This is a genomic window from Caulobacter segnis, from assembly GCF_031454995.1.
In the GTDB taxonomy this organism is placed as follows: Bacteria; Pseudomonadota; Alphaproteobacteria; order Caulobacterales; family Caulobacteraceae; genus Caulobacter; species Caulobacter segnis_E.
The window spans coordinates 206,709-224,613 of sequence record NZ_JAVDRV010000001.1 but is presented as its reverse complement, the minus strand read 5'-3'; the positions used below and the strand labels follow the sequence as shown (position 1 = coordinate 224,613).

Here is a 17,905-nt window from a genome sequence, read left to right as displayed (position 1 = left end):
ATGGCCAGAGTATTGCTGTTTGGACGCCTGGCCGATCAGGCCGGGTGGCGCGAGCGTCTGATCGCGGCCGATGATCTCGGCGCGTTGCGCGCGGTGCTGGCCGGGGAAAATCCTCGCTTGGGTGAGGCGCTTGTCGCGCCGGGGGTTCAGGTGGCGGTTGACAAGGCGCTGGTGCGCGGCGAGGCCCTCCTGAGCCCCCAGACCGAGGTGGCCTTCCTGCCGCCCATGAGCGGCGGATGAACGTCGCCCTGAGTCTGGCTCCGCTCGACCCCGGCGCGCTGATGGCGCGGTTTTGCGCGGGGCGAATGAACATGGGCGCGGCGGCGAGCTTCGTGGGCCTGGCGCGCGCCGAGGGCGGCGCGGCGCTCGCTCTTGAGCTGGAGGCCTATCCCGGCTTCACCGAACAGGCGATCGCTGTCTTCGCGCGCGAGGCGGTCGAGCGCTTTGGTCTCGATGACGTCATGGTGGTCCATAGGACCGGCCGGATCGCGCCCGGCGAGGCCGTGGTGTTCGTGGCCGCCGGCGCAGCTCACCGCCGCGCCGCTTTCGAAGCCTGCGACTGTCTGATGGACTATCTGAAAAGCCGGGCGCCGTTTTGGAAGAAGGAGCATGGGCCAGGCGGCGCGCGCTGGGTGGAGCCGACCGACCAGGATCGGCGCGACGCCTTGCGCTGGGACCGCGGCGCGGCCGTGAACGAGCCCCCCGTCGGAACTGGCCGGCCCGATGATCGATCCAGGTTTAACGGGCCACGCCTGACCCATCTCGACGAGCAGGGGCGGGCGCGGATGGTTGATGTCTCGGATAAGGCGGCGACGGCCCGCCAAGCGGTTGCCAGCGGTTTCGTGCGGATGAGCCCGGAGACCCTGGCGTTGGCGCTGTCGGGCGATGTCCGCAAGGGCGATGTCCGCGCCGTCGCCGAGTTGGCCGGGGTGATGGCGGCCAAAAGGACCTCGGACCTGATCCCTCTATGCCATCCCCTGGCGCTGTCCAAGGCGGAGGTTTCGGTGGAGGCGGCCGAGGGCGGACTGTGCGTCACCGCGCGAGTCAAGACCACTGGCCCCACCGGTGTCGAGATGGAGGCCCTGACCGCCGCGTCCGTCGCCTGCCTGACCATCTATGACATGCTGAAAGCCGCCGAGAAGGGCATGGTCATCGAGGCCGTGCGCCTCCTCCGAAAGACCGGAGGTAAGTCGGGCGACTGGGTTTCGCCGGTCAGCGCCCAGACCCTCACGGATCGACCCGGTGGTTGATCTGACGCAAGGGTAAAGGCTCGGCCTTCGGCTATCCCATCGCTTCAGCCGCGCCAAGAGCAGCGCGGTCCTGGCCACGACGCCGAAGCCGGTGTCTGCCGTTCCGGATTACGCCTTGCCCGCAAGGCCCAGCCCAAGAGGTTCCTCATGCCCGGCGTCGACCCCAGCCTAGAGTTCCATCCGCTGGGAATCTCGGTGTTGACGATCTCCGACACCCGCACCCCCGAAACCGACACATCCGGCGGATTGCTGGTCGAACGGCTGACGGGGGCCGGGCACCACCTCATCGACCACGCCATCGTCACCGACGATGTCCAGGTGATCCGGCGGCGGGTTCTCGACTGGGTGGCCGACCCGCGGGTTGAGATCATCCTCACGACCGGAGGCACGGGCTTTTCGCCGCGAGACGTCACGCCGGAAGCCATTCGCCCGCTGTTTAGTCGGGAGATGGAGGGGTTCTCGGTGGTCTTCCACCAGGTCAGTTTTGGCACGGTGGGAGTCTCGACCCTGCAGTCGCGGGCCTTCGCCGGCCAGATCGGCGACGCCTTTGTCTTCTCGGTTCCCGGCTCGACTGGAGCTTGCCGCGACGCCTGGGACGGCGTCCTGGCCCAGGAGCTTGATAGCCGTTTCCGACCTTGCTCAATCGCGGGCAATTTGCCCCGGCTGCGAGGGATCTGTCCTTGATCCCCTATCAGGAGGCCCTCGACCGGATCATCGATCAGGTCCGGCCGCTAGGTATCGAGACCATAGGTCTCGCCGACGCAGCCGGCCGACGACTGGCCAAGCCGGTGATCGCCGCGCGCGACGCCCCGCTGGTGGCGGTTTCGGCGATGGATGGCTATGCGCTACGCGATGGAGATTTGAAGGGCGTTAGCCGGTCCTTGCCGATCATTGGGGCCGCCTATGCTGGACGGGGTCTTGGGCAAAGCCTGCCGGACGGCGCCTGCGCGCGCGTCTTCACCGGCGCGCCGGTTCCCGACGGCGCCGACCGGATTGTCCTGCAGGAGGAGGTCGCGGTTGTCGATGGGCGCGCGCAGTTTTTGGAGGCGGTGGGCGGCAAGCGACATATCCGCCCGGCGGGCTGCGATTTTCGGCGCGGCGAGATCCTGGTGGACGCCGGGCTGACGCTGAATCCACAACGTCTCACAGCCGCGGCGGCCGCCGATCTTGGCGCGGTTTGCCTCTGGCGACGCCCGCGGGTGGCTATCCTGGCCACTGGCGACGAACTGGCTGAACCAGGCCAGGCCGGAGCCGACCCCAACAAGATCAGCGAGAGCGTGTCGTTCGGGGTCGCCGCCTTGATCGCGGCCTGGGGCGGCGAGGTCACAGCGCGCAGATGCGCGTCCGATGACCTCGCCACTCTGCAAGCCCTGGCCGCCCAGTTGGCGCAGACCGTCGATGTGGTGGTGCTGATCGGCGGCGCCTCGGTCGGCGAGCGCGATCATGCGCGATCGGCCTTCGTCGGTCCGGATTTCCGGCTGGTCTTCGCGGGCGTGGCGATCAAGCCGGGCAAACCGGTTTGGAGCGGGCGAGCGGGGGAGCGGTGGATCGTGGGCCTGCCCGGCAACCCGACCTCGGCCTTGGTGACCGCGCGCCTTCTGCTCGTCCCTCTGATCGTCGGCCTGGGCGGCGGAGATCCGACCGAGGCTCTGGTTTGGCGTGACCAGTCCTTGGCCGCATCGCTAGCCGCGCCAGGGCCGCGCGAGACCTTCGTGCGCGCGCGCCTGACGGCGGCCGGGGCCGAGCCGCTGGAGGATCAGGACTCGGCGTCACAAAAGGCGCTGGCCCAGGCCGATCTGCTGATCCGCCTCGCCGGCGGAGGGGCGTCGACTCCGATCGGCGCGCGGGTGTCCTGCCTGGCCCTTTAGGCTTCCGCCTACCTCGTTAGAAGGACCCCCGTAACGGGATAGACAGGCGGTGGAGCCAAGCATCCGTGCCCCTTGGGCTTTGGATGACTTCATCTGGAAGCGCGCCGTGGTAAGCGCGTGAGGCGGCACACATTCGTCAAGCCGTGGAAGCCCGCGGGTCAAGGCGAAGTTCCGCCCACCCGCCTAAGGTGTCGATGTCTTCGAACCTCCAGGCGACGTTTCACTCTCTGGACATCGCCGCGAAGATGCGCGCGCGACTTCGCCAGCGCCCGGCCATCCTGAGCCGGGTGCTGGCGTCTCTTCCTGAAGAGGGCTTTCGCAGAACACTCGAGCCGCAGCCAAGCTGGTCTCAAGCGCTTTGGTTTAATTGTGGGCGGGTAAGTCGCTCGAACGCACTCTAAGCGGCGGTGCGCCCGTTCCCCATGGGCGGCTCGCCGGCCGAGTGGGCGATAGCCGCCTCGTCGATCAGCGGGTCAGGCTTGGCCAGTCGGTTGAGCGCGGCGTTGCGTGTCAGCGTCACCCTGGGTCCGCTGACCCCCACGCCATAGTCGGCGAGCGTCGCGAACGCTCGCGACAGGTTCTCCGGCGACATGCCCAGCAGTGAGGCCAGGACGGTCTTTCTGTGGGGCAGGTCGAACGTCGCGGCGCCGCCTTGCCGCGCCTGTTCGGAGAAAAGGTAATTGGCCAGACGCTCGGCGCCGACCCGGAGCTTTTGGTTCTTGGACGCCCGCACCAGGCCGCGATAGTTGGCCGAAAGCTCATGCGCCACCGCTTTGGCGAAGCCTGGGTCATCCTCGAACGCCCGCCGCACCGCCTCGGCGGGCAACATGGCTAGGCGCGAACGCTCGATGGTATGAGCGTTCATCAGCGCCTCTGCCTCCATGATCACCGCGGGCAGGATGAAGGTGGCGGGTGGGCGCAGGACGGCCAGGGTTGTCTCCCGGTCGCTCCAGGTGCCCTGAAGCTCAACCTGTCCCTCAAGCAGAATATAGAGAAAGTGAACCGGTTCGCCCTCCGTCAGGAGCGTGGTTCCGGCGGGAAAGCTCTGCAGAAAGGCGCCGCAAGCGAGTCTTTGCACCGTCTGGTCCGACGCCGTCGCCAGAAGGGCGTGGGATCTCAGACGATCCAGATCGAGACCGTGCAACGGCATGCGTAACCTCCGAGCTTTCACCAAGGCAACCGCGAGACGAGAGAGGTTGCCTTGATCTGGCGCAAATCGCGGATATGCGGTTGACGTTTTTCGGGTGCGACCATACGGTTGCTGGGTCACCACCCAATATTTATCAAGTCACGTCTTGGCGTACTGCGGTCCTCTTCTGTTTTCGGGGGAGGCGTGTGCTGATTTTGACTTTTCTCAATGGCGCGAACGCTGCCGGTGGGCACTTCGCCATTGAAGGCTGCGTGTAAGGCGTCGCCATTGGTCGAGGAACAGACGCATGAATGGCGCTCGTCCCGAAAAGAACGCGCCTGGCGCGACGGCGGCCCTGGGTTTTAGTACCTTTTCATTCACCGCGTGCTTCGCGGTTTGGACCATTTTTTCGATCATAGGCGTCCAGATTAAGAAGGATTTGGGCCTCACGGAGGCTCAGTTTGGGCTTCTGGCCGGGGCGCCGATCCTCACCGGATCGCTGATCCGGGTCGGGCTTGGGGTGTGGGCCGACCGCGTTGGCGGACGCCGCTTGAGCTTGGGGTTGATGCTGAGCGCGGCGGCCGCGACGCTGCTGCTGACCCAGGCCCAGACCTATCTCCAATTCCTTTTGGGCGCGCTGGGCGTCGGCGTCGCGGGCGGGGTGTTCGCCGTCGGCGTCGCCTATGTCTCGAAGTTCTTTCCCAAGTCGCGTCAGGGCACTGCGCTTGGCGTGTTCGGCGCGGGCAATGTCGGCTCGGCGGTGACCAAGCTCTTGGCGCCGATGGTGATGCTGGCGTTTGGCTGGAAGGCGGTGGCCGAGGTTTGGGCGCTGGCCCTGGCGGTGATCGCCATCGTCAGCTTCCTGCTGACCCGCGACGAGCCGGGCTTGGCCGAGCGTCGCGTCGCCGCTCGAAACGCGACGTCGGTCAAGCCTGCAAGTTCGCCGCTGCTCAAGCTGCAGGTCTGGCGGTTCGCGCTCTACTATTTCTTCGTCTTCGGCGCCTTTGTGGCTCTGGCGCTGTGGCTGCCGCACTACTTGGTGGGAGTCTATGGTCTCGATATCCGGGTGGCCGGCCTGCTGGCGGCGGCCTACTCCATCCCGGGGTCCTTGTTCCGGGTGGTCGGCGGCTGGCTGTCGGACAAGATCGGCGCGCGGCGGGTCATGTACATCACCTTCGGGGTGAGCGTGATCTGCACCTTCATCCTATCCTATCCACCCACGCAGTACGTGATCGAGGGGGTGCGCGGCCCGATCAGCTTCCGCCTGGCGCTCGGCCTTGCTCCGTTCGTTGCGCTGCTGTTTGTTCTGGGCTTCGCCATGAGCCTGGGCAAGGCGGCCGTCTACAAGCACATCCCCGTCTACTATCCCGACAGCATCGGCGCGGTCGGCGGTCTGGTCGGCATGGTCGGCGGTGTCGGCGGCTTTATTCTGCCGATCGTGTTCGGCGCGCTCAACGACCTGACCGGCGTGTGGACCAGCTGCTTTATGCTGCTGTTCGTGCTGGTCGCGACGGCCTTGATCTGGATGCACCTGGCGGTCCGCCGCATGGAGCGGGCCCGCACGCCGCAACTGTCCAACCTGCCGGAGCTGCCGGAGATGGAGACCCTCCATCCCGCGCCCAGCGCCTTGACTGCGGCGATCCGCGGCCAGAACCCCTAGAAGAGTGAACCGTCCCATGGACAGATCGTCCCTCTCGAAAAGTGCTGGTCAGCGCGTGCTGGTCGACTGGCGGCCCGAAGACGAAGCCTTTTGGGCTGAGCGCGGCCAGGCCGTGGCGCGGCGCAATCTCTGGATCTCGGTGCCCAACCTGTTTCTGGCCTTCGCGGTCTGGATGGTTTGGTCGATGGTCGTGGCCAAGCTGAAAATGGTGGGGTTCAAGTTCACCACCGAGCAGCTCTTCTGGCTGACGGCCCTGCCGGCCCTGTCGGGTGCGACCCTGCGGATCTTCTACAGCTTCATCGTGCCGGTTTTCGGCGGGCGGCTGTGGACGACGCTGTCGACCTTGTCCTTGCTCGTTCCGGCGATCGGCATTGGCTTGGCGGTGCAGGATCCGACCACGCCCTATTGGGTGTTTGTCGCCCTGTCTTTGGCCTGTGGGCTTGGCGGCGGCAACTTCGCGTCGTCGATGTCGAACATCTCGTTCTTCTTTCCCAAGCGCGCCAAGGGCAACGCCCTGGCGATCAACGCCGGGGTCGGCAATCTGGGCGTCAGCGCCATGCAGCTTTTGGTTCCGCTCGTGATCACTGTCGGCGGCGTGCTGCCGTTCCTGGGCGGCCCCCAGGCCGTGGGCCAAGCCGGCGGCGCAACCGAGCTTTGGCTGCAGAACGCCGCCTATGTCTGGGTCCCGTTCATCGTGGTCGCCGCTTTGATGGCGTGGTTTGGCATGAACGACATCGCCGACGCCAAGGCCTCGTTCAGCGAGCAGTCGGTGGTCTTCAAGCGGATGCACAACTGGCTGATGTGCTGGCTGTACCTGGGGACCTTTGGGTCTTTCATCGGGTTTTCGGCCGCCTTTCCGCTGCTGATGAAAACCTTGTTTCCAGACGTAAACGCCTTGCAGCTGGCTTTCCTGGGACCGTTGGTGGGGGCCGTAGCCCGGGCGATGACCGGCTGGGTGGCTGACAAGTTCGGGGGCGAGCGGGTGACCCACTGGGTGTTCCTGGCCCTGGGGGCGGGCGTGGCCATCGTACTCCACGGCGTCGGCGCCTTTGGCGCGGCCGCGTCGTTCCCGGTGTTCTTCGGCGGCTTCCTGTGGCTGTTCTTCTGGACCGGCGTGGGCAACGCCTCGACCTTCCAGATGATCCCGGCGATCGTGCGCGGAGATCTGGCCAAGCGAATGGCCAGCGCGCCAGTCGCCCAACGCCTGAAGGCCTCGGAAATGGAGGCCGCGGCGATCGTGGGCTTCTCCTCGGCGATCGGCGCCTTTGGGGGCTTCTTCATCCCGAAGGCCTTCGGCGACTCTCTGAAAGCCACCGGCGGTCCGCAGACCGCCCTCTACATCTTCCTGGGCTTCTATTTCCTTTGTCTGATCGTCAACTGGGTGTTCTATGCCCGTCCCGGTTCGATCCTGCGTCCCCTCGTCGCCAATCAAACCGCGGAGCGTGCGGCATGAGCCACACCCTTGACCGTCTTGCCTTCTTCACCCGCAAGACTGAACTCTTCTCTGACGGCCATGGCGTCACCAACGACGAGGATCGCGCCTGGGAAGAGGCCTATCGCTCGCGCTGGCGCCACGACAAGGTCGTGCGCTCGACCCACGGCGTGAACTGCACGGGCTCGTGCTCGTGGAAGATCTACGTCAAGGGCGGCATCGTCACCTGGGAGACCCAGCAGACCGACTATCCTCGCACGCGACCTGAACTGCCCAACCACGAGCCGCGCGGCTGCGCGCGGGGGGCCAGCTACAGCTGGTACCTCTACTCGGCCAACCGGGTGAAATACCCTCTCATCCGCGGCCGGCTTCTCAAGCTCTGGCGCGAGGCTCGGGCGACGCTTCAGCCGGTGGCGGCTTGGGCCGCCATCCAGGGCGACCCGGCCGCGCGAGAAAGCTACACTCGTATGCGCGGTTCGGGCGGTTTCGTGCGGGCGACATGGGAGGAGGCGACCGAGATCGTCGCGGCGGCCAACGCCCACACCGTCAAGCGCTGGGGGCCGGACCGGGTGTTCGGGTTCTCGCCGATCCCGGCGATGTCGATGGTCTCCTACGCCGCCGGCGCGCGGTATCTGCAGTTGCTGGGCGGGGTTTGCGGCTCGTTCTACGATTGGTATTGCGACCTGCCGCCGTCCTCGCCCCAGACCTGGGGTGAGCAGACCGACGTCGCGGAAAGCGCCGACTGGTACAATTCCGGCTTCCTGATCCTGTGGGGCTCGAATGTGCCGCAGACGCGCACGCCCGACGCGCACTTCTATACCGAGGCGCGTTATCGCGGCGCCAAGTCGGTGGTGATCTGCCCCGACTATTCGGAGGCCTCGAAATTCTCCGACCTTTGGTTGCCGGTCAAGCAGGGCACCGACGCGGCCCTGGCCATGGCCTTTGGCCATGTCATCCTCAAAGAGTACCACATCGATCGCCAGGTGCCCTATTTCCAGGACTACCTGCGTCGCTACAGCGACCTGCCGATGCTGGTGAAGCTGGTCCCGCAAGGCGACGGCTATGCGCCCGACCGCCTGCTGCGCGCGGCCGACTTCGACGGCGCGTTGGACGAGACGAACAATCCCGACTGGAAGACGGTCGCCATCGACGAGGCCAGCGGCGAGATTGTCGCTCCGTCAGGCTCGATCGGCTTCCGTTGGGGGGAGGACGGCAAGTGGAACCTGCAGGAGAAGGATGGCCGTGGTCGCGACACCAAACTGCGTCTGGGCCTGAAGGGCGTTCATGACGAGGTCGCGCCGGTCCGCTTCCCCTACTTTGGCAATGTCGCGCCGCAGGGCTTCGACGCCACCGACCACCCCGATGTACTGACCCGCAACGTGCCTGCGCGGCGCTTGAAGCTGCAGGACGGCGAGGCGCTGGTCGCCTGCGTCTATGACCTGTTCCTGGCCAACTATGGGGTCGATCAGGGCTTTGGCGGCGATCACATGCCCGCTTCTTACGACGATCCCCAGCCCTATTCTCCGGCCTGGGCCGAGGCGGTGAGTAGCGTGCCGCGCGACCAGATCATCGCCGTGGCGCGGGGATTCGCGACCAATGCTGAAAAGACCAATGGACGCTCGATGGTGATCATCGGCGCGGCCATGAACCATTGGTTCCACATGGACATGAACTACCGCGGCGTCATCAACATGCTGGTGATGTGCGGCTGCGTCGGTCAGTCGGGCGGCGGCTGGTCGCACTATGTCGGCCAGGAAAAGCTGCGCCCGCAGACCGGCTGGGCGCCGCTAGCCTTTGGCCTCGACTGGATCCGCCCCCCGCGGCAGCAGAACTCCACTTCGTTCTTCTACGCTCACACCGACCAGTGGCGTTATGAGACCCTGTCGACCAAGGAGATCCTGTCTCCGACCGCGCCTGAAGGGGCCTGGGACGGCGCATTGATCGACTTCAACGTTCGCGCCGAGCGTATGGGCTGGTTGCCATCGGCTCCGGCTCTGAAGACCAACCCGCTGGAGGTGGCCAAGGCAGCCGCCGCGGCTGGCCAGGACCCAATCGCCTATACGGTCGAGGCGATGAAGGCGCGGCAGTTGGAAATGTCGTGCATGGACCCCGACGATCCGGCCAACTGGCCGCGCAACATGTTCGTCTGGCGCTCCAACCTCTTGGGTTCGTCCGGCAAGGGGCACGAATACTTCTTGAAGCACCTGCTGGGCGCCGAACACGGCGTGCAGGGCAAGGACCTTGGCGAAGCCGGACACGAAAAGCCCAAGGACGTTGTCTGGAGGGACGAGGCCCCCGAAGGAAAGCTTGATCTGCTGGTGACGCTGGATTTCCGGATGAGCACTACGGCGGTCTATTCCGACATCGTGCTGCCGACCGCCACTTGGTACGAGAAAAACGACCTCAACACGTCCGACATGCACCCGTTCATCCACCCGCTGTCTGCGGCCGTGGACCCCGCCTGGGAAGCCAAGTCGGACTGGGAGATCTTCAAGGCGATCGCCAAGACCTTCTCCAGGGTCGCCCCGGAGGTGCTGGGCGTCGAAAAGGACGTGGTCCTGACGCCGATCCAGCACGACAGCGCCGCCGAGATGGCCCAGGCCTACGGCCCGCGTGACTGGTACCTGGGCGAATGCGAGGCCATCCCCGGCAAGACCATGCCGCAGATCAGCGTCGTTGAGCGCGACTATCCCAACCTCTACGCCCGTTTCACCTCGCTAGGCCCGTTGATGGGGCGGGCGGGCAACGGCGGTAAGGGATTGGCCTGGAGGACGCAGCACGAGGTCGATCTGCTGGGCGGTCTCAACGGCGTCGTCGCCGAGGGGCCGGCCAAGGGCCTGCCGCGGATCGAAACCGACATCGACGCCTGCGAGACCATCCTGACCCTGGCGCCGGAAACCAACGGTGAGGTTGCGGTCAAGGCCTGGGCGGCGCTGTCGACCCAGACCGGTATCGATCACACCCACCTGGCGCTGCCCAAGGAGGACGAGAAAATCCGCTTCCGCGATCTCTTGGCCCAGCCGCGCAAGATCATCTCCTCGCCGATCTGGTCAGGGCTCGAGAGCGAGCACGTCTGCTACAACGCCGGCTACACTAACGTTCACGAACTGATCCCCTGGCGAACCCTGACGGGCCGTCAGCAGCTCTATCAGGACCATCCTTGGATGCGGGCGTTCGGCGAGGCCCTGTGTGTCTATCGTCCGCCGGTCGACCTGAAGACCACCTGGGTCAAGGGCCACAAGCCGAACGGCGAGACCGAGATCGTTCTGAACTTCATCACCCCGCACCAAAAGTGGGGCATCCACTCGACCTACTCCGACAACCTGCTGATGTTGACCCTCAATCGCGGCGGGCCGGTGGTCTGGATTTCCGAGGTCGACGCCAAGCGCGCCGGCATCCAGGACAATGACTGGATCGAGGTCTTTAACGCCAACGGCGCGCTGACGGCGCGGGCGGTGGTTTCCCAACGGATCCGCGAAGGCACCACCTTCATGTATCACGCTCAGGAAAAGATCGTGAACACGCCGGGGTCGCAGATCACCGGCAAACGGGGCGGCATCCACAACTCGGTCACCCGCGTGGTGCTCAAGCCCACCCACATGATCGGCGGCTACGCGCAGCTAGCCTATGGGTTCAACTACTACGGGACGGTCGGCTCCAACCGCGACGAGTTCGTGGTGTTGCGCAAGATGACCAAGGTCGATTGGCTGGATACGCCCCGGGCTCAGACGGAGGCCGCTCAATGAAAATTCGCGCTCAGATCGGCATGGTCCTGAACCTGGACAAGTGCATCGGCTGCCACACCTGTTCGGTGACGTGTAAGAACGTCTGGACCAATCGCGACGGCGTCGAATACGCCTGGTTCAACAACGTCGAGACCAAGCCAGGCATCGGCTTTCCCAAGGATTGGGAGAACCAAAAGCGCTGGAACGGCGGCTGGCGACGCAAGGCCAATGGCAAGATCGAGCCCAGGATGGGAGCCAAGTGGCGAATCCTGGCCAAGATCTTCGCCAATCCCGACCTGCCGGAGATCGACGACTACTACGAGCCGTTCGATTTCGACTACGCGCACCTGCAAAACGCTCCGGAAATGAAGGCGTTTCCGACTGCTCGCCCCCGCTCGAAGATCACGGGCGAGCGGATGGAGAAGATCGAGTGGGGACCCAACTGGGAGGAAATCCTGGGCGGGGAGTTCGCCAAGCGCTCGGTCGATTACAACTTCGAAGGCGTCGAGAAGGAGATCTACGGGGCCTTCGAAAACACCTTCATGATGTACCTGCCGCGCCTGTGCGAGCACTGCCTCAACCCCGCCTGCGTGGCGGTCTGTCCGTCGGGCGCTATCTACAAGCGCGAGGAAGACGGGGTCGTCCTGATCGATCAGGACAAGTGCCGCGGCTGGCGGATGTGCGTCTCGGCCTGCCCCTACAAGAAGATCTACTACAACTGGGAATCGGGAAAGTCGGAGAAGTGCACCTTCTGCTATCCCCGCATCGAGGTGGGGCTGCCGACGGTCTGCTCGGAAACCTGCGTGGGCCGCATCCGCTATCTTGGGGTCCTGCTCTATGACGCCGACCGGATTGGCGAGGCCGCTGCGGCGGCTGACGAGAAGGATCTCTACCAGGCGCAACTGGACGTCTTCCTGGACCCCAACGATCCCAAGGTGATCGCCCAGGCCCGCGCCGACGGCGTGCCCGAGGCCTGGCTTGAGGCCGCCCGGCATAGCCCCGTCTACAAGATGGCGGTTGACTGGAAGGTCGCCTTCCCGCTGCACCCGGAGTACCGCACGCTGCCGATGGTCTGGTACGTCCCGCCGCTGTCGCCGATCCAGCACGCGGCGGCGGTCGGCGCTCTTGAGACCGATGGCGACATGCCGGACGTCTCAAGTCTGCGGATCCCTGTTCGCTATCTGGCAAACATGCTGACGGCCGGCGATGAGGCTCCGGTTCGCCTGGGTCTTCAGCGGATGCTGGCCATGCGAGCCTATATGCGCGCGCGCAGCATCGACGGGCGGATCGACCACGGACTGGCCGAGCGCGTGGGGATGTCGGCGACCCAGATCGAAGACATGTATCGCTACATGGCCATCGCCAACTACGAAGACCGATTTGTCATTCCCACCACTCATCGAGAATGGGCCGAGGACGCCTACGAGATGCGCGGCGACTGCGGCTTTAGCTTTGGCAACGGCTGTTCGGGCGGTCGCACGGAGGTGGGCTTGTTCGGTTCCAACACGCGCTCGCGCGCCAAACCGACGATGGAGGTCTAGCCATGGCTTTGACCTATCGCGCTCTTGGACTGCTGTTGACCTATCCGTCCGATGAGCTTCGAGCCGGCCTGCCGGATATCGAGTCCGCCCTTCTGGCCGATCCCGCCTTGCCCGCGCCGATCGGTAAGGCGCTGTCGCGTCTTGTCGCCACGTTGGCGGCGGGTGATCTGCTCGACCGGCAAGAAGAGTATGTCTGGCTGTTCGACCGCACCCGATCGCTGTCGCTAAACCTCTATGAGCACGTTCACGGCGAAAGTCGTGATCGCGGCCAGGCGATGGCCGCCTTGCTGGAGCTCTACCGCCAGCACGGCCTGGAACTGGCGGCCAACGAACTGCCGGACTTTCTGCCCGCGTTTCTGGATTTCCTCAGCAGCCTGCCTGACGAGAAGGCCGCTTCGCTTCTGGCCGAGGCCCTGCATGTGCTGGCCGCGATCGGCGAGCGTCTCCACAAGCGTGGCAGTCCTTATCGCGCGGTGTTTGGAGCCCTGACGGCCCTCGCCGGACAGGTTCCCGACGCCGCGGCCCTGGCCGCCTTGCTGGACGAACCGGACGATGATCCGGCTGACCTGGCAGCGCTCGACAAGCAATGGGCTGAGACCGCCGTCACGTTCGGGCCGGGCGAAGCTGGATGTCCCAAGGTCGCGACGGCGGCCATGAACCCGTCGTCGCCCGCGGCGACGGCCTAGGCGGGAGAGGATCATGAACCTCAATCAGGCTCTTTTTGGCGTCTATCCCTATATCGCCCTGTCGGTGCTGGTGATCGGCTCGGTCGTCCGGTTTGATCGCGAGCAGTACACGTGGCGCTCTGGCTCCTCGCAGTTGCTGCGACGGCGGCAGTTGATGCTGGGCTCGGTGCTGTTCCATCTCGGCGTACTGATGATCTTTGCTGGGCACGTTGTGGGCCTGTTGACGCCGATCTGGATCTTCGACGCGCTGGGCGTGCCCCATTCCGCCAAGCAGATGCTGGCGATCGTCGCCGGCGGTATCGCTGGCGTGCTGGGCCTCTGCGGTGGTCTTGTCCTGCTGCACCGCCGTCTGACCGACTCTCGCATCCGTAAGACCTCGAGCTTCAGCGATATCGCCATCCTGGTCTTGCTGGTCGCCCAACTGTGCCTGGGCTTGGCGACGATCCCGACCTCGCTTGAACACCGCGACGGCCACGAGATGGTCAAGTTCATGTCTTGGGCGCAGGGGGTCTTCACGTTCCAGCCCCGTGTCGCCGACCATGTGGCCGATGTGGGCCTTGTGTTTAAGGCGCACCTGGTGCTGGGCATGACGATCCTTCTCGTGTTCCCGTTCACTCGTCTGGTGCATATGTTGTCCGCGCCGATCTGGTTCTTGGGCCGGCGTGGCTGGCAACTTGTCCGCAGCAAGCGCGCCATGCCCTGGAGCCGCCCCGCCCGGTTCAGGCCAACGGGCCCGGTTCAAGCGGTCTATCCCCCTTCCACCCCCCGGATCAGGAAGGACTGAGCATGCGGTTCCAGGTCATTGGCGGGGTGCAGATTCCCGAGGCGTTGATCGCGCGCGAAGCCCAGAACCACCCGGCCGGCGATGGGGCGCAAGCCTGGAGCGAGGCGGCCAACGCCTTGGCCATTCGCGCGCTGCTATTGCACCGGGCCGCGGCCTTGGGTCTGAGCGCTGAGCCGGAATTTGACGCCCAGGGGCGGGAGGAGACGACCGAGGAGGCGTTGATCCGCGCCGTGCTCGATCTTGAGGTGGCAATCCAGCCGCCCACGGCCGAGGAGTGCCGCAAGGTCTATGTCGCCCAGGGCCACCGGTTCATGAGCCCCAGCCTGATCGAGGCTTCCCATATCCTGGTGGCGCCGGCGGGCGACCGGGCCGAGGATATCGAGGCGGCGAGCGGACTGGCCCGACGTCTGATCCAAGACTTGGCGCTTTCCCCTCAACGGTTCCCGGAACTGGCTAAGGCCCACTCAGCCTGCCCGTCGGCCACGGCGGGTGGGTTCCTGGGGCAGTTGACGCAAGGCGATCTGGTCGCGGAAGTCGAGCAGGCCTTGGCGCGGTTGGAGCCGGGCGAAGTCGCGGACGAGCCCATCAGATCGCGCTTCGGCTGGCACGTCCTGCGCTTGGACCGACGGGCGCCTAGGCAGGCCTTGCCATTCGAGCGCGTCGAGGCCGAGATTCGTCTCAACCTCGAGGGACGCGCTTGGGCGGCGGCCGCCGCGCGCTATGTCGCCGACCTGGCCGCGGAAGCCCGTCAGAGCGGCCTCTTGAAGGTCGAGGACGAGGCCGAACCGCCGCGTGGCGCGACCCTTGGCGCCTTGATGCGCTCGCCTGGCGCGGCGGCGGGGTTGGAAGCCTGGTTGGAAGCGGGCGATCCAGCCTTGCTGGCTCGCGCGCGGACAGCCGCGGCCGAGGCCGAGCTGGACTTGGCCGCTTGGGTCTTGCGTCAAGCCGACGCCTTTGTCCGCGAGGCCGACGACGACGCCTGGACGCGCCTGATCTCGGCGGCCCAGGGCGCGGAGGATCCTGCCTTGGCTGGTCTGGGCGCGATCTTGAAGCGCGCGCTGGGGGCAGAGCCGCGCCGCTTTACGCTGATGCAACGTCGGCCCTGAGCTCAATGCCGCCAAACCCCGTCGTCATTCTGGCCGGAGGGGAGGGCGCCCGTCTTGGGGGAGACAAGCCCTTGAGGGGGCTGGGCGGCCGGCGGCTCGTCGATTGGGCGCTTGAGCGGGCTCGCGGCTATGGCGGACCGATCGCGATCAGCGTGCGCTGGCCAGGGCAAATCGCCGAGCTGGACGGCCTGGTCGAGATTTACGATCCGCCGGGCCTGGAAGGGCCGCTCGCGGGACTGGGCGCGGCCCTGACGTTCGCCGACGCCCAGGCGGCGGCCCATGTCCTGACGATTCCATGCGACATGCCTTGGCTCCCCGACGAGCTGGCAGACCAGCTTCTGGCGGGACTTGGCGAAACGGCGCTGGCGGCTCTGCCGGTCGTGGGGGGCGAGCTGCAGGCCGTTTGCGGGCTCTGGCGCGCGTCATGCATGGCGCGGCTGGAAGCTTACGCCGCGACGGGACGCCGATCACTGAAGGGCTTTGCCTCGTTCGTCGGCGCGGTCGAGGTCCCTTGGGACCAGGGCGCCTCCGATCGTTTTCTAAACATCAATCGCCCCGAAGAGTTGCAGGCCGCCGAGTCGGTGCTCGCGGAGCGAGCGAGTTAGCGCATTCGAGCGGTTCAGCCCCTCACGCCCAAATCTACCCGGCTTCAGAGACCTCCGGCCTTCGAGGGAAGCGTCCGGCGCGGGCTCCAATGATTGATTTCGAGCCTTCACGATCCGGTTGGATGTTCGGTCTAACGCCGAGACCCTCTTGGCGTCGGGTTAAGCCATGCGCGGTCAGGCGCCGCTTGCGCTGAACATTTGGACGACGGGGCCGAACTCGCTGGGGCAAAGCTTGCCGTGACCTGTCTTGATAAACATCAGCCGCCCGATCGGCTTGGATCATTTTGCTGAATCGGCACCACATGTAGTGTTCATCCGTCAGAAATATCCAATATATGGTGTCGATATGGACGCGACGACGATCGTGAATGTTGCGGCGAAACAGTCCGCCCCGGAGATCTCGACGCCTAGCGCGGTGTCGATCGAGGTCGGAGCGTCTATTAACGAGTACCTTCATCGACGCGACTGGCGCGTGAACGCCAACGCTAACCAGGGCTATTCGCTGGGGGGATTGATCCTCAACGTCTCCGGCAAGGTGGTGGCCAACTATTGGCTCTCGGAGGTCTATCCGGCGTTGATTGGGGCGGCGCACCGCTCAGGCGACTTGCACATCCACGACCTCGACATGCTGGCCGGTTACTGCGCGGGGTGGTCGCTTCGCACTCTGCTGACCGAAGGCTTCAATGGTGTTCCCGGCCGCGTTGAATGTGGGCCGGCCAAGCATTTCTCGAGCGCCGTGGGCCAAGTAGTCAACTTCCTGGGAACGCTGCAGAACGAGTGGGCCGGAGCTCAGGCGTTCAGCTCGTTCGACACCTATATGGCGCCGTTCGTCCGCAAGGACGCCATGAGTTACGAGCAGGTGCGTCAGGGCGTTCAAGAACTGATCTATAATCTGAACATCCCCTCGCGCTGGGGGACCCAGACCCCGTTCACCAACTTGACGTTCGACTGGATCTGCCCAGAGGACCTGCGCGAACAGACGCCAGTCATCGGCGGCGAGGACATGCCGTTCACCTATGGCGACCTCCAGGCCGAGATGGACATGATCAATCGCGCCTATATCGACGTGATGAGCCAGGGCGACGCCAAGGGGCGGGTGTTCACCTTCCCGATCCCCACCTACAACATCACGCCGGACTTTCCCTGGGAGAGCGAAAACGCCGAGCGTCTGTTCGCCATGACGGCCAAGTATGGCCTGCCGTACTTCCAGAACTTCGTGAACTCCGAACTCAAGCCCAACATGATCCGGTCGATGTGCTGCCGGCTGCAGCTGGACCTCTCGGAGTTGCTCAAGCGCGGCAATGGGCTGTTTGGCAGCGCCGAGCAGACGGGCTCTCTGGGAGTGGTGACCGTCAACTGCGCGCGGCTTGGCTATGTCCACCGCGGCGACGAGGCCGGGCTGCTTGAGCGATTGGACGCTCTGCTGGACCTGGGGCGCGACAGCCTCGAGATCAAGCGTCGGGTGGTTCAACAGCTGATGGACGATGGCCTATTCCCCTATACCGCCCGGTATCTGGGGACGCTGCGCAATCACTTCTCCACCCTGGGGGTGAACGGGCTCAACGAGATGATCCGCAACTTCACCGCCGGGGCCGAGGATATCGCCACGCCATGGGGCCGCGACTTCGCCCTGAGGGTGCTCGACCATGTGCGCGCGCGGATCGTGGTGTTCCAGGCCGAGACCGGCCACATGTACAACCTGGAAGCCACGCCGGCCGAGGGCGCGACCTATCGTTTCGCCAAGGAGGACAAGAAGCGCTTCGCCGACATCCTTCAGGCCGGGACGGCGGAACAGCCCTACTACACCAACTCCTCGCAGCTGCCCGTCGACTACACCGATGACCCGTTCGAGGCGTTGGCCCACCAGGAAGCGCTGCAGCGCAAATATACCGGCGGCACCGTTCTGCACCTCTATATGGGGTCGCGGCTGACCTCGACCGAGGCGTGCCGCAAGCTGGTGCGGAGGGCTCTCGAGGGCTTCCAGATTCCCTACATCACCATCACCCCGACCTTCTCGATCTGCCCCACCCACGGCTACCTGGAGGGAGAGCACGAGTTCTGCCCCCGGTGCGACGAGGCCCTGTTAGCGCGCCGAGCCGCCCAGGCCGCCTGATTTCCC

Annotated in this window: 14 protein-coding genes and 1 pseudogene; 14 read left to right on the top strand and 1 reads right to left on the bottom strand. The window is 65.4% G+C overall.

The window, feature by feature from the left end:
- From J2728_RS01080 to J2728_RS01060, 5 genes and pseudogenes are all read left to right on the top strand, one after another.
- Entirely contained in the window at positions 1-240 is a 240-nt protein-coding gene (locus J2728_RS01080; RefSeq protein WP_309995298.1) for a MoaD/ThiS family protein, read from the top strand.
- Positions 237-686: pseudogene (locus J2728_RS01075) on the top strand (molybdenum cofactor biosynthesis protein MoaE); the annotation flags it as partial. The gene J2728_RS01080 and the pseudogene J2728_RS01075, both read left to right, overlap by 4 nt.
- 3 nt (positions 687-689) lie before the next feature.
- Positions 690-1,250, top strand: coding sequence for a cyclic pyranopterin monophosphate synthase MoaC (gene moaC, locus J2728_RS01070; RefSeq protein ID WP_309997545.1), 561 nt, complete (start codon positions 690-692; stop codon positions 1,248-1,250).
- A 147-nt stretch (positions 1,251-1,397) separates the two neighbouring features.
- Entirely contained in the window at positions 1,398-1,934 is a 537-nt protein-coding gene (moaB, locus tag J2728_RS01065; RefSeq protein WP_309995296.1) for a molybdenum cofactor biosynthesis protein B, read from the top strand.
- Complete coding sequence (locus J2728_RS01060; RefSeq protein ID WP_309995294.1) at positions 1,931-3,118, top strand: molybdopterin molybdotransferase MoeA; 1,188 nt, start codon at positions 1,931-1,933, stop codon at positions 3,116-3,118. Before moaB ends, J2728_RS01060 begins: the two co-directional genes overlap by 4 nt.
- A 397-nt stretch (positions 3,119-3,515) precedes the next feature.
- On the opposite strand, the gene J2728_RS01055 is transcribed toward J2728_RS01060, so the two are convergent.
- Entirely contained in the window at positions 3,516-4,268 is a 753-nt protein-coding gene (locus J2728_RS01055; protein WP_309995291.1) for a cyclic nucleotide-binding domain-containing protein, read from the bottom strand.
- 286 nt (positions 4,269-4,554) lie between these two features.
- Between J2728_RS01055 and J2728_RS01050 the strand changes: the two genes are divergently transcribed.
- The 9 genes from J2728_RS01050 (at position 4,555) to J2728_RS01010 (ending at position 17,899) form a co-directional block, all read left to right on the top strand.
- On the top strand, positions 4,555-5,907 hold the full coding sequence (locus tag J2728_RS01050) for an MFS transporter (protein WP_309995288.1): 1,353 nt from the start codon (positions 4,555-4,557) through the stop codon (positions 5,905-5,907).
- A 16-nt stretch (positions 5,908-5,923) separates the two neighbouring features.
- Positions 5,924-7,360: a NarK family nitrate/nitrite MFS transporter gene (locus J2728_RS01045; protein WP_309995286.1), complete on the top strand. Its 1,437-nt coding sequence runs from the start codon at positions 5,924-5,926 to the stop codon at positions 7,358-7,360.
- Entirely contained in the window at positions 7,357-11,085 is a 3,729-nt protein-coding gene (locus tag J2728_RS01040) for a nitrate reductase subunit alpha (protein WP_309995284.1), read from the top strand. The genes J2728_RS01045 and J2728_RS01040 overlap by 4 nt, the downstream gene beginning before the upstream one ends.
- A complete protein-coding gene (gene narH / locus J2728_RS01035; protein ID WP_309995282.1) occupies positions 11,082-12,605 on the top strand; it encodes a nitrate reductase subunit beta in 1,524 nt (507 codons plus the stop codon). The genes J2728_RS01040 and narH overlap by 4 nt, the downstream gene beginning before the upstream one ends.
- Before the next feature lie 2 nt (positions 12,606-12,607).
- Positions 12,608-13,291 carry a nitrate reductase molybdenum cofactor assembly chaperone gene (narJ, locus tag J2728_RS01030; protein ID WP_309995281.1) on the top strand — a complete coding sequence of 228 codons (684 nt, stop codon included), beginning with the start codon at positions 12,608-12,610 and terminating at the stop codon, positions 13,289-13,291.
- A 13-nt stretch (positions 13,292-13,304) separates the two neighbouring features.
- The gene (gene narI / locus J2728_RS01025; protein WP_309995279.1) at positions 13,305-14,075 is read left to right on the top strand and encodes a respiratory nitrate reductase subunit gamma; all 771 of its coding nucleotides are present in this window, start codon (positions 13,305-13,307) and stop codon (positions 14,073-14,075) included.
- A 2-nt stretch (positions 14,076-14,077) separates the two neighbouring features.
- Positions 14,078-15,181 (top strand): peptidylprolyl isomerase, encoded by a 1,104-nt coding sequence (locus J2728_RS01020; RefSeq protein WP_309995277.1) that lies wholly within the window; start codon positions 14,078-14,080, stop codon positions 15,179-15,181.
- Positions 15,182-15,186: 5 nt separating this feature from the next.
- The gene (gene mobA / locus J2728_RS01015; protein ID WP_309995275.1) at positions 15,187-15,786 is read left to right on the top strand and encodes a molybdenum cofactor guanylyltransferase; all 600 of its coding nucleotides are present in this window, start codon (positions 15,187-15,189) and stop codon (positions 15,784-15,786) included.
- A gap of 346 nt (positions 15,787-16,132) precedes the next feature.
- Entirely contained in the window at positions 16,133-17,899 is a 1,767-nt protein-coding gene (locus J2728_RS01010) for a ribonucleoside triphosphate reductase (protein WP_309995273.1), read from the top strand.
- Positions 17,900-17,905 lie beyond the last annotated feature (6 nt).

Excerpts from the sequence above, each read along its gene's own strand:
- J2728_RS01045 (WP_309995286.1), top strand. The coding sequence starts at position 5,924 with ATGGACAGATCGTCCCTCTCGAAAAGTGCTGGTCAGCGCGTGCTGGTC.
- J2728_RS01010 (WP_309995273.1), top strand. The coding sequence starts at position 16,133 with ATGGACGCGACGACGATCGTGAATGTTGCGGCGAAACAGTCCGCCCCG.
- J2728_RS01055 (WP_309995291.1), bottom strand. The coding sequence starts at position 4,268 with ATGCCGTTGCACGGTCTCGATCTGGATCGTCTGAGATCCCACGCCCTT.
- narJ (WP_309995281.1), top strand. The coding sequence starts at position 12,608 with ATGGCTTTGACCTATCGCGCTCTTGGACTGCTGTTGACCTATCCGTCC.
- J2728_RS01050 (WP_309995288.1), top strand. The coding sequence starts at position 4,555 with ATGAATGGCGCTCGTCCCGAAAAGAACGCGCCTGGCGCGACGGCGGCC.
- moaB (WP_309995296.1), top strand. The coding sequence starts at position 1,398 with ATGCCCGGCGTCGACCCCAGCCTAGAGTTCCATCCGCTGGGAATCTCG.
- narH (WP_309995282.1), top strand. The coding sequence starts at position 11,082 with ATGAAAATTCGCGCTCAGATCGGCATGGTCCTGAACCTGGACAAGTGC.
- narI (WP_309995279.1), top strand. The coding sequence starts at position 13,305 with ATGAACCTCAATCAGGCTCTTTTTGGCGTCTATCCCTATATCGCCCTG.
- J2728_RS01040 (WP_309995284.1), top strand. The coding sequence starts at position 7,357 with ATGAGCCACACCCTTGACCGTCTTGCCTTCTTCACCCGCAAGACTGAA.
- mobA (WP_309995275.1), top strand. The coding sequence starts at position 15,187 with ATGCCGCCAAACCCCGTCGTCATTCTGGCCGGAGGGGAGGGCGCCCGT.
- J2728_RS01080 (WP_309995298.1), top strand. The coding sequence starts at position 1 with ATGGCCAGAGTATTGCTGTTTGGACGCCTGGCCGATCAGGCCGGGTGG.
- J2728_RS01020 (WP_309995277.1), top strand. The coding sequence starts at position 14,078 with ATGCGGTTCCAGGTCATTGGCGGGGTGCAGATTCCCGAGGCGTTGATC.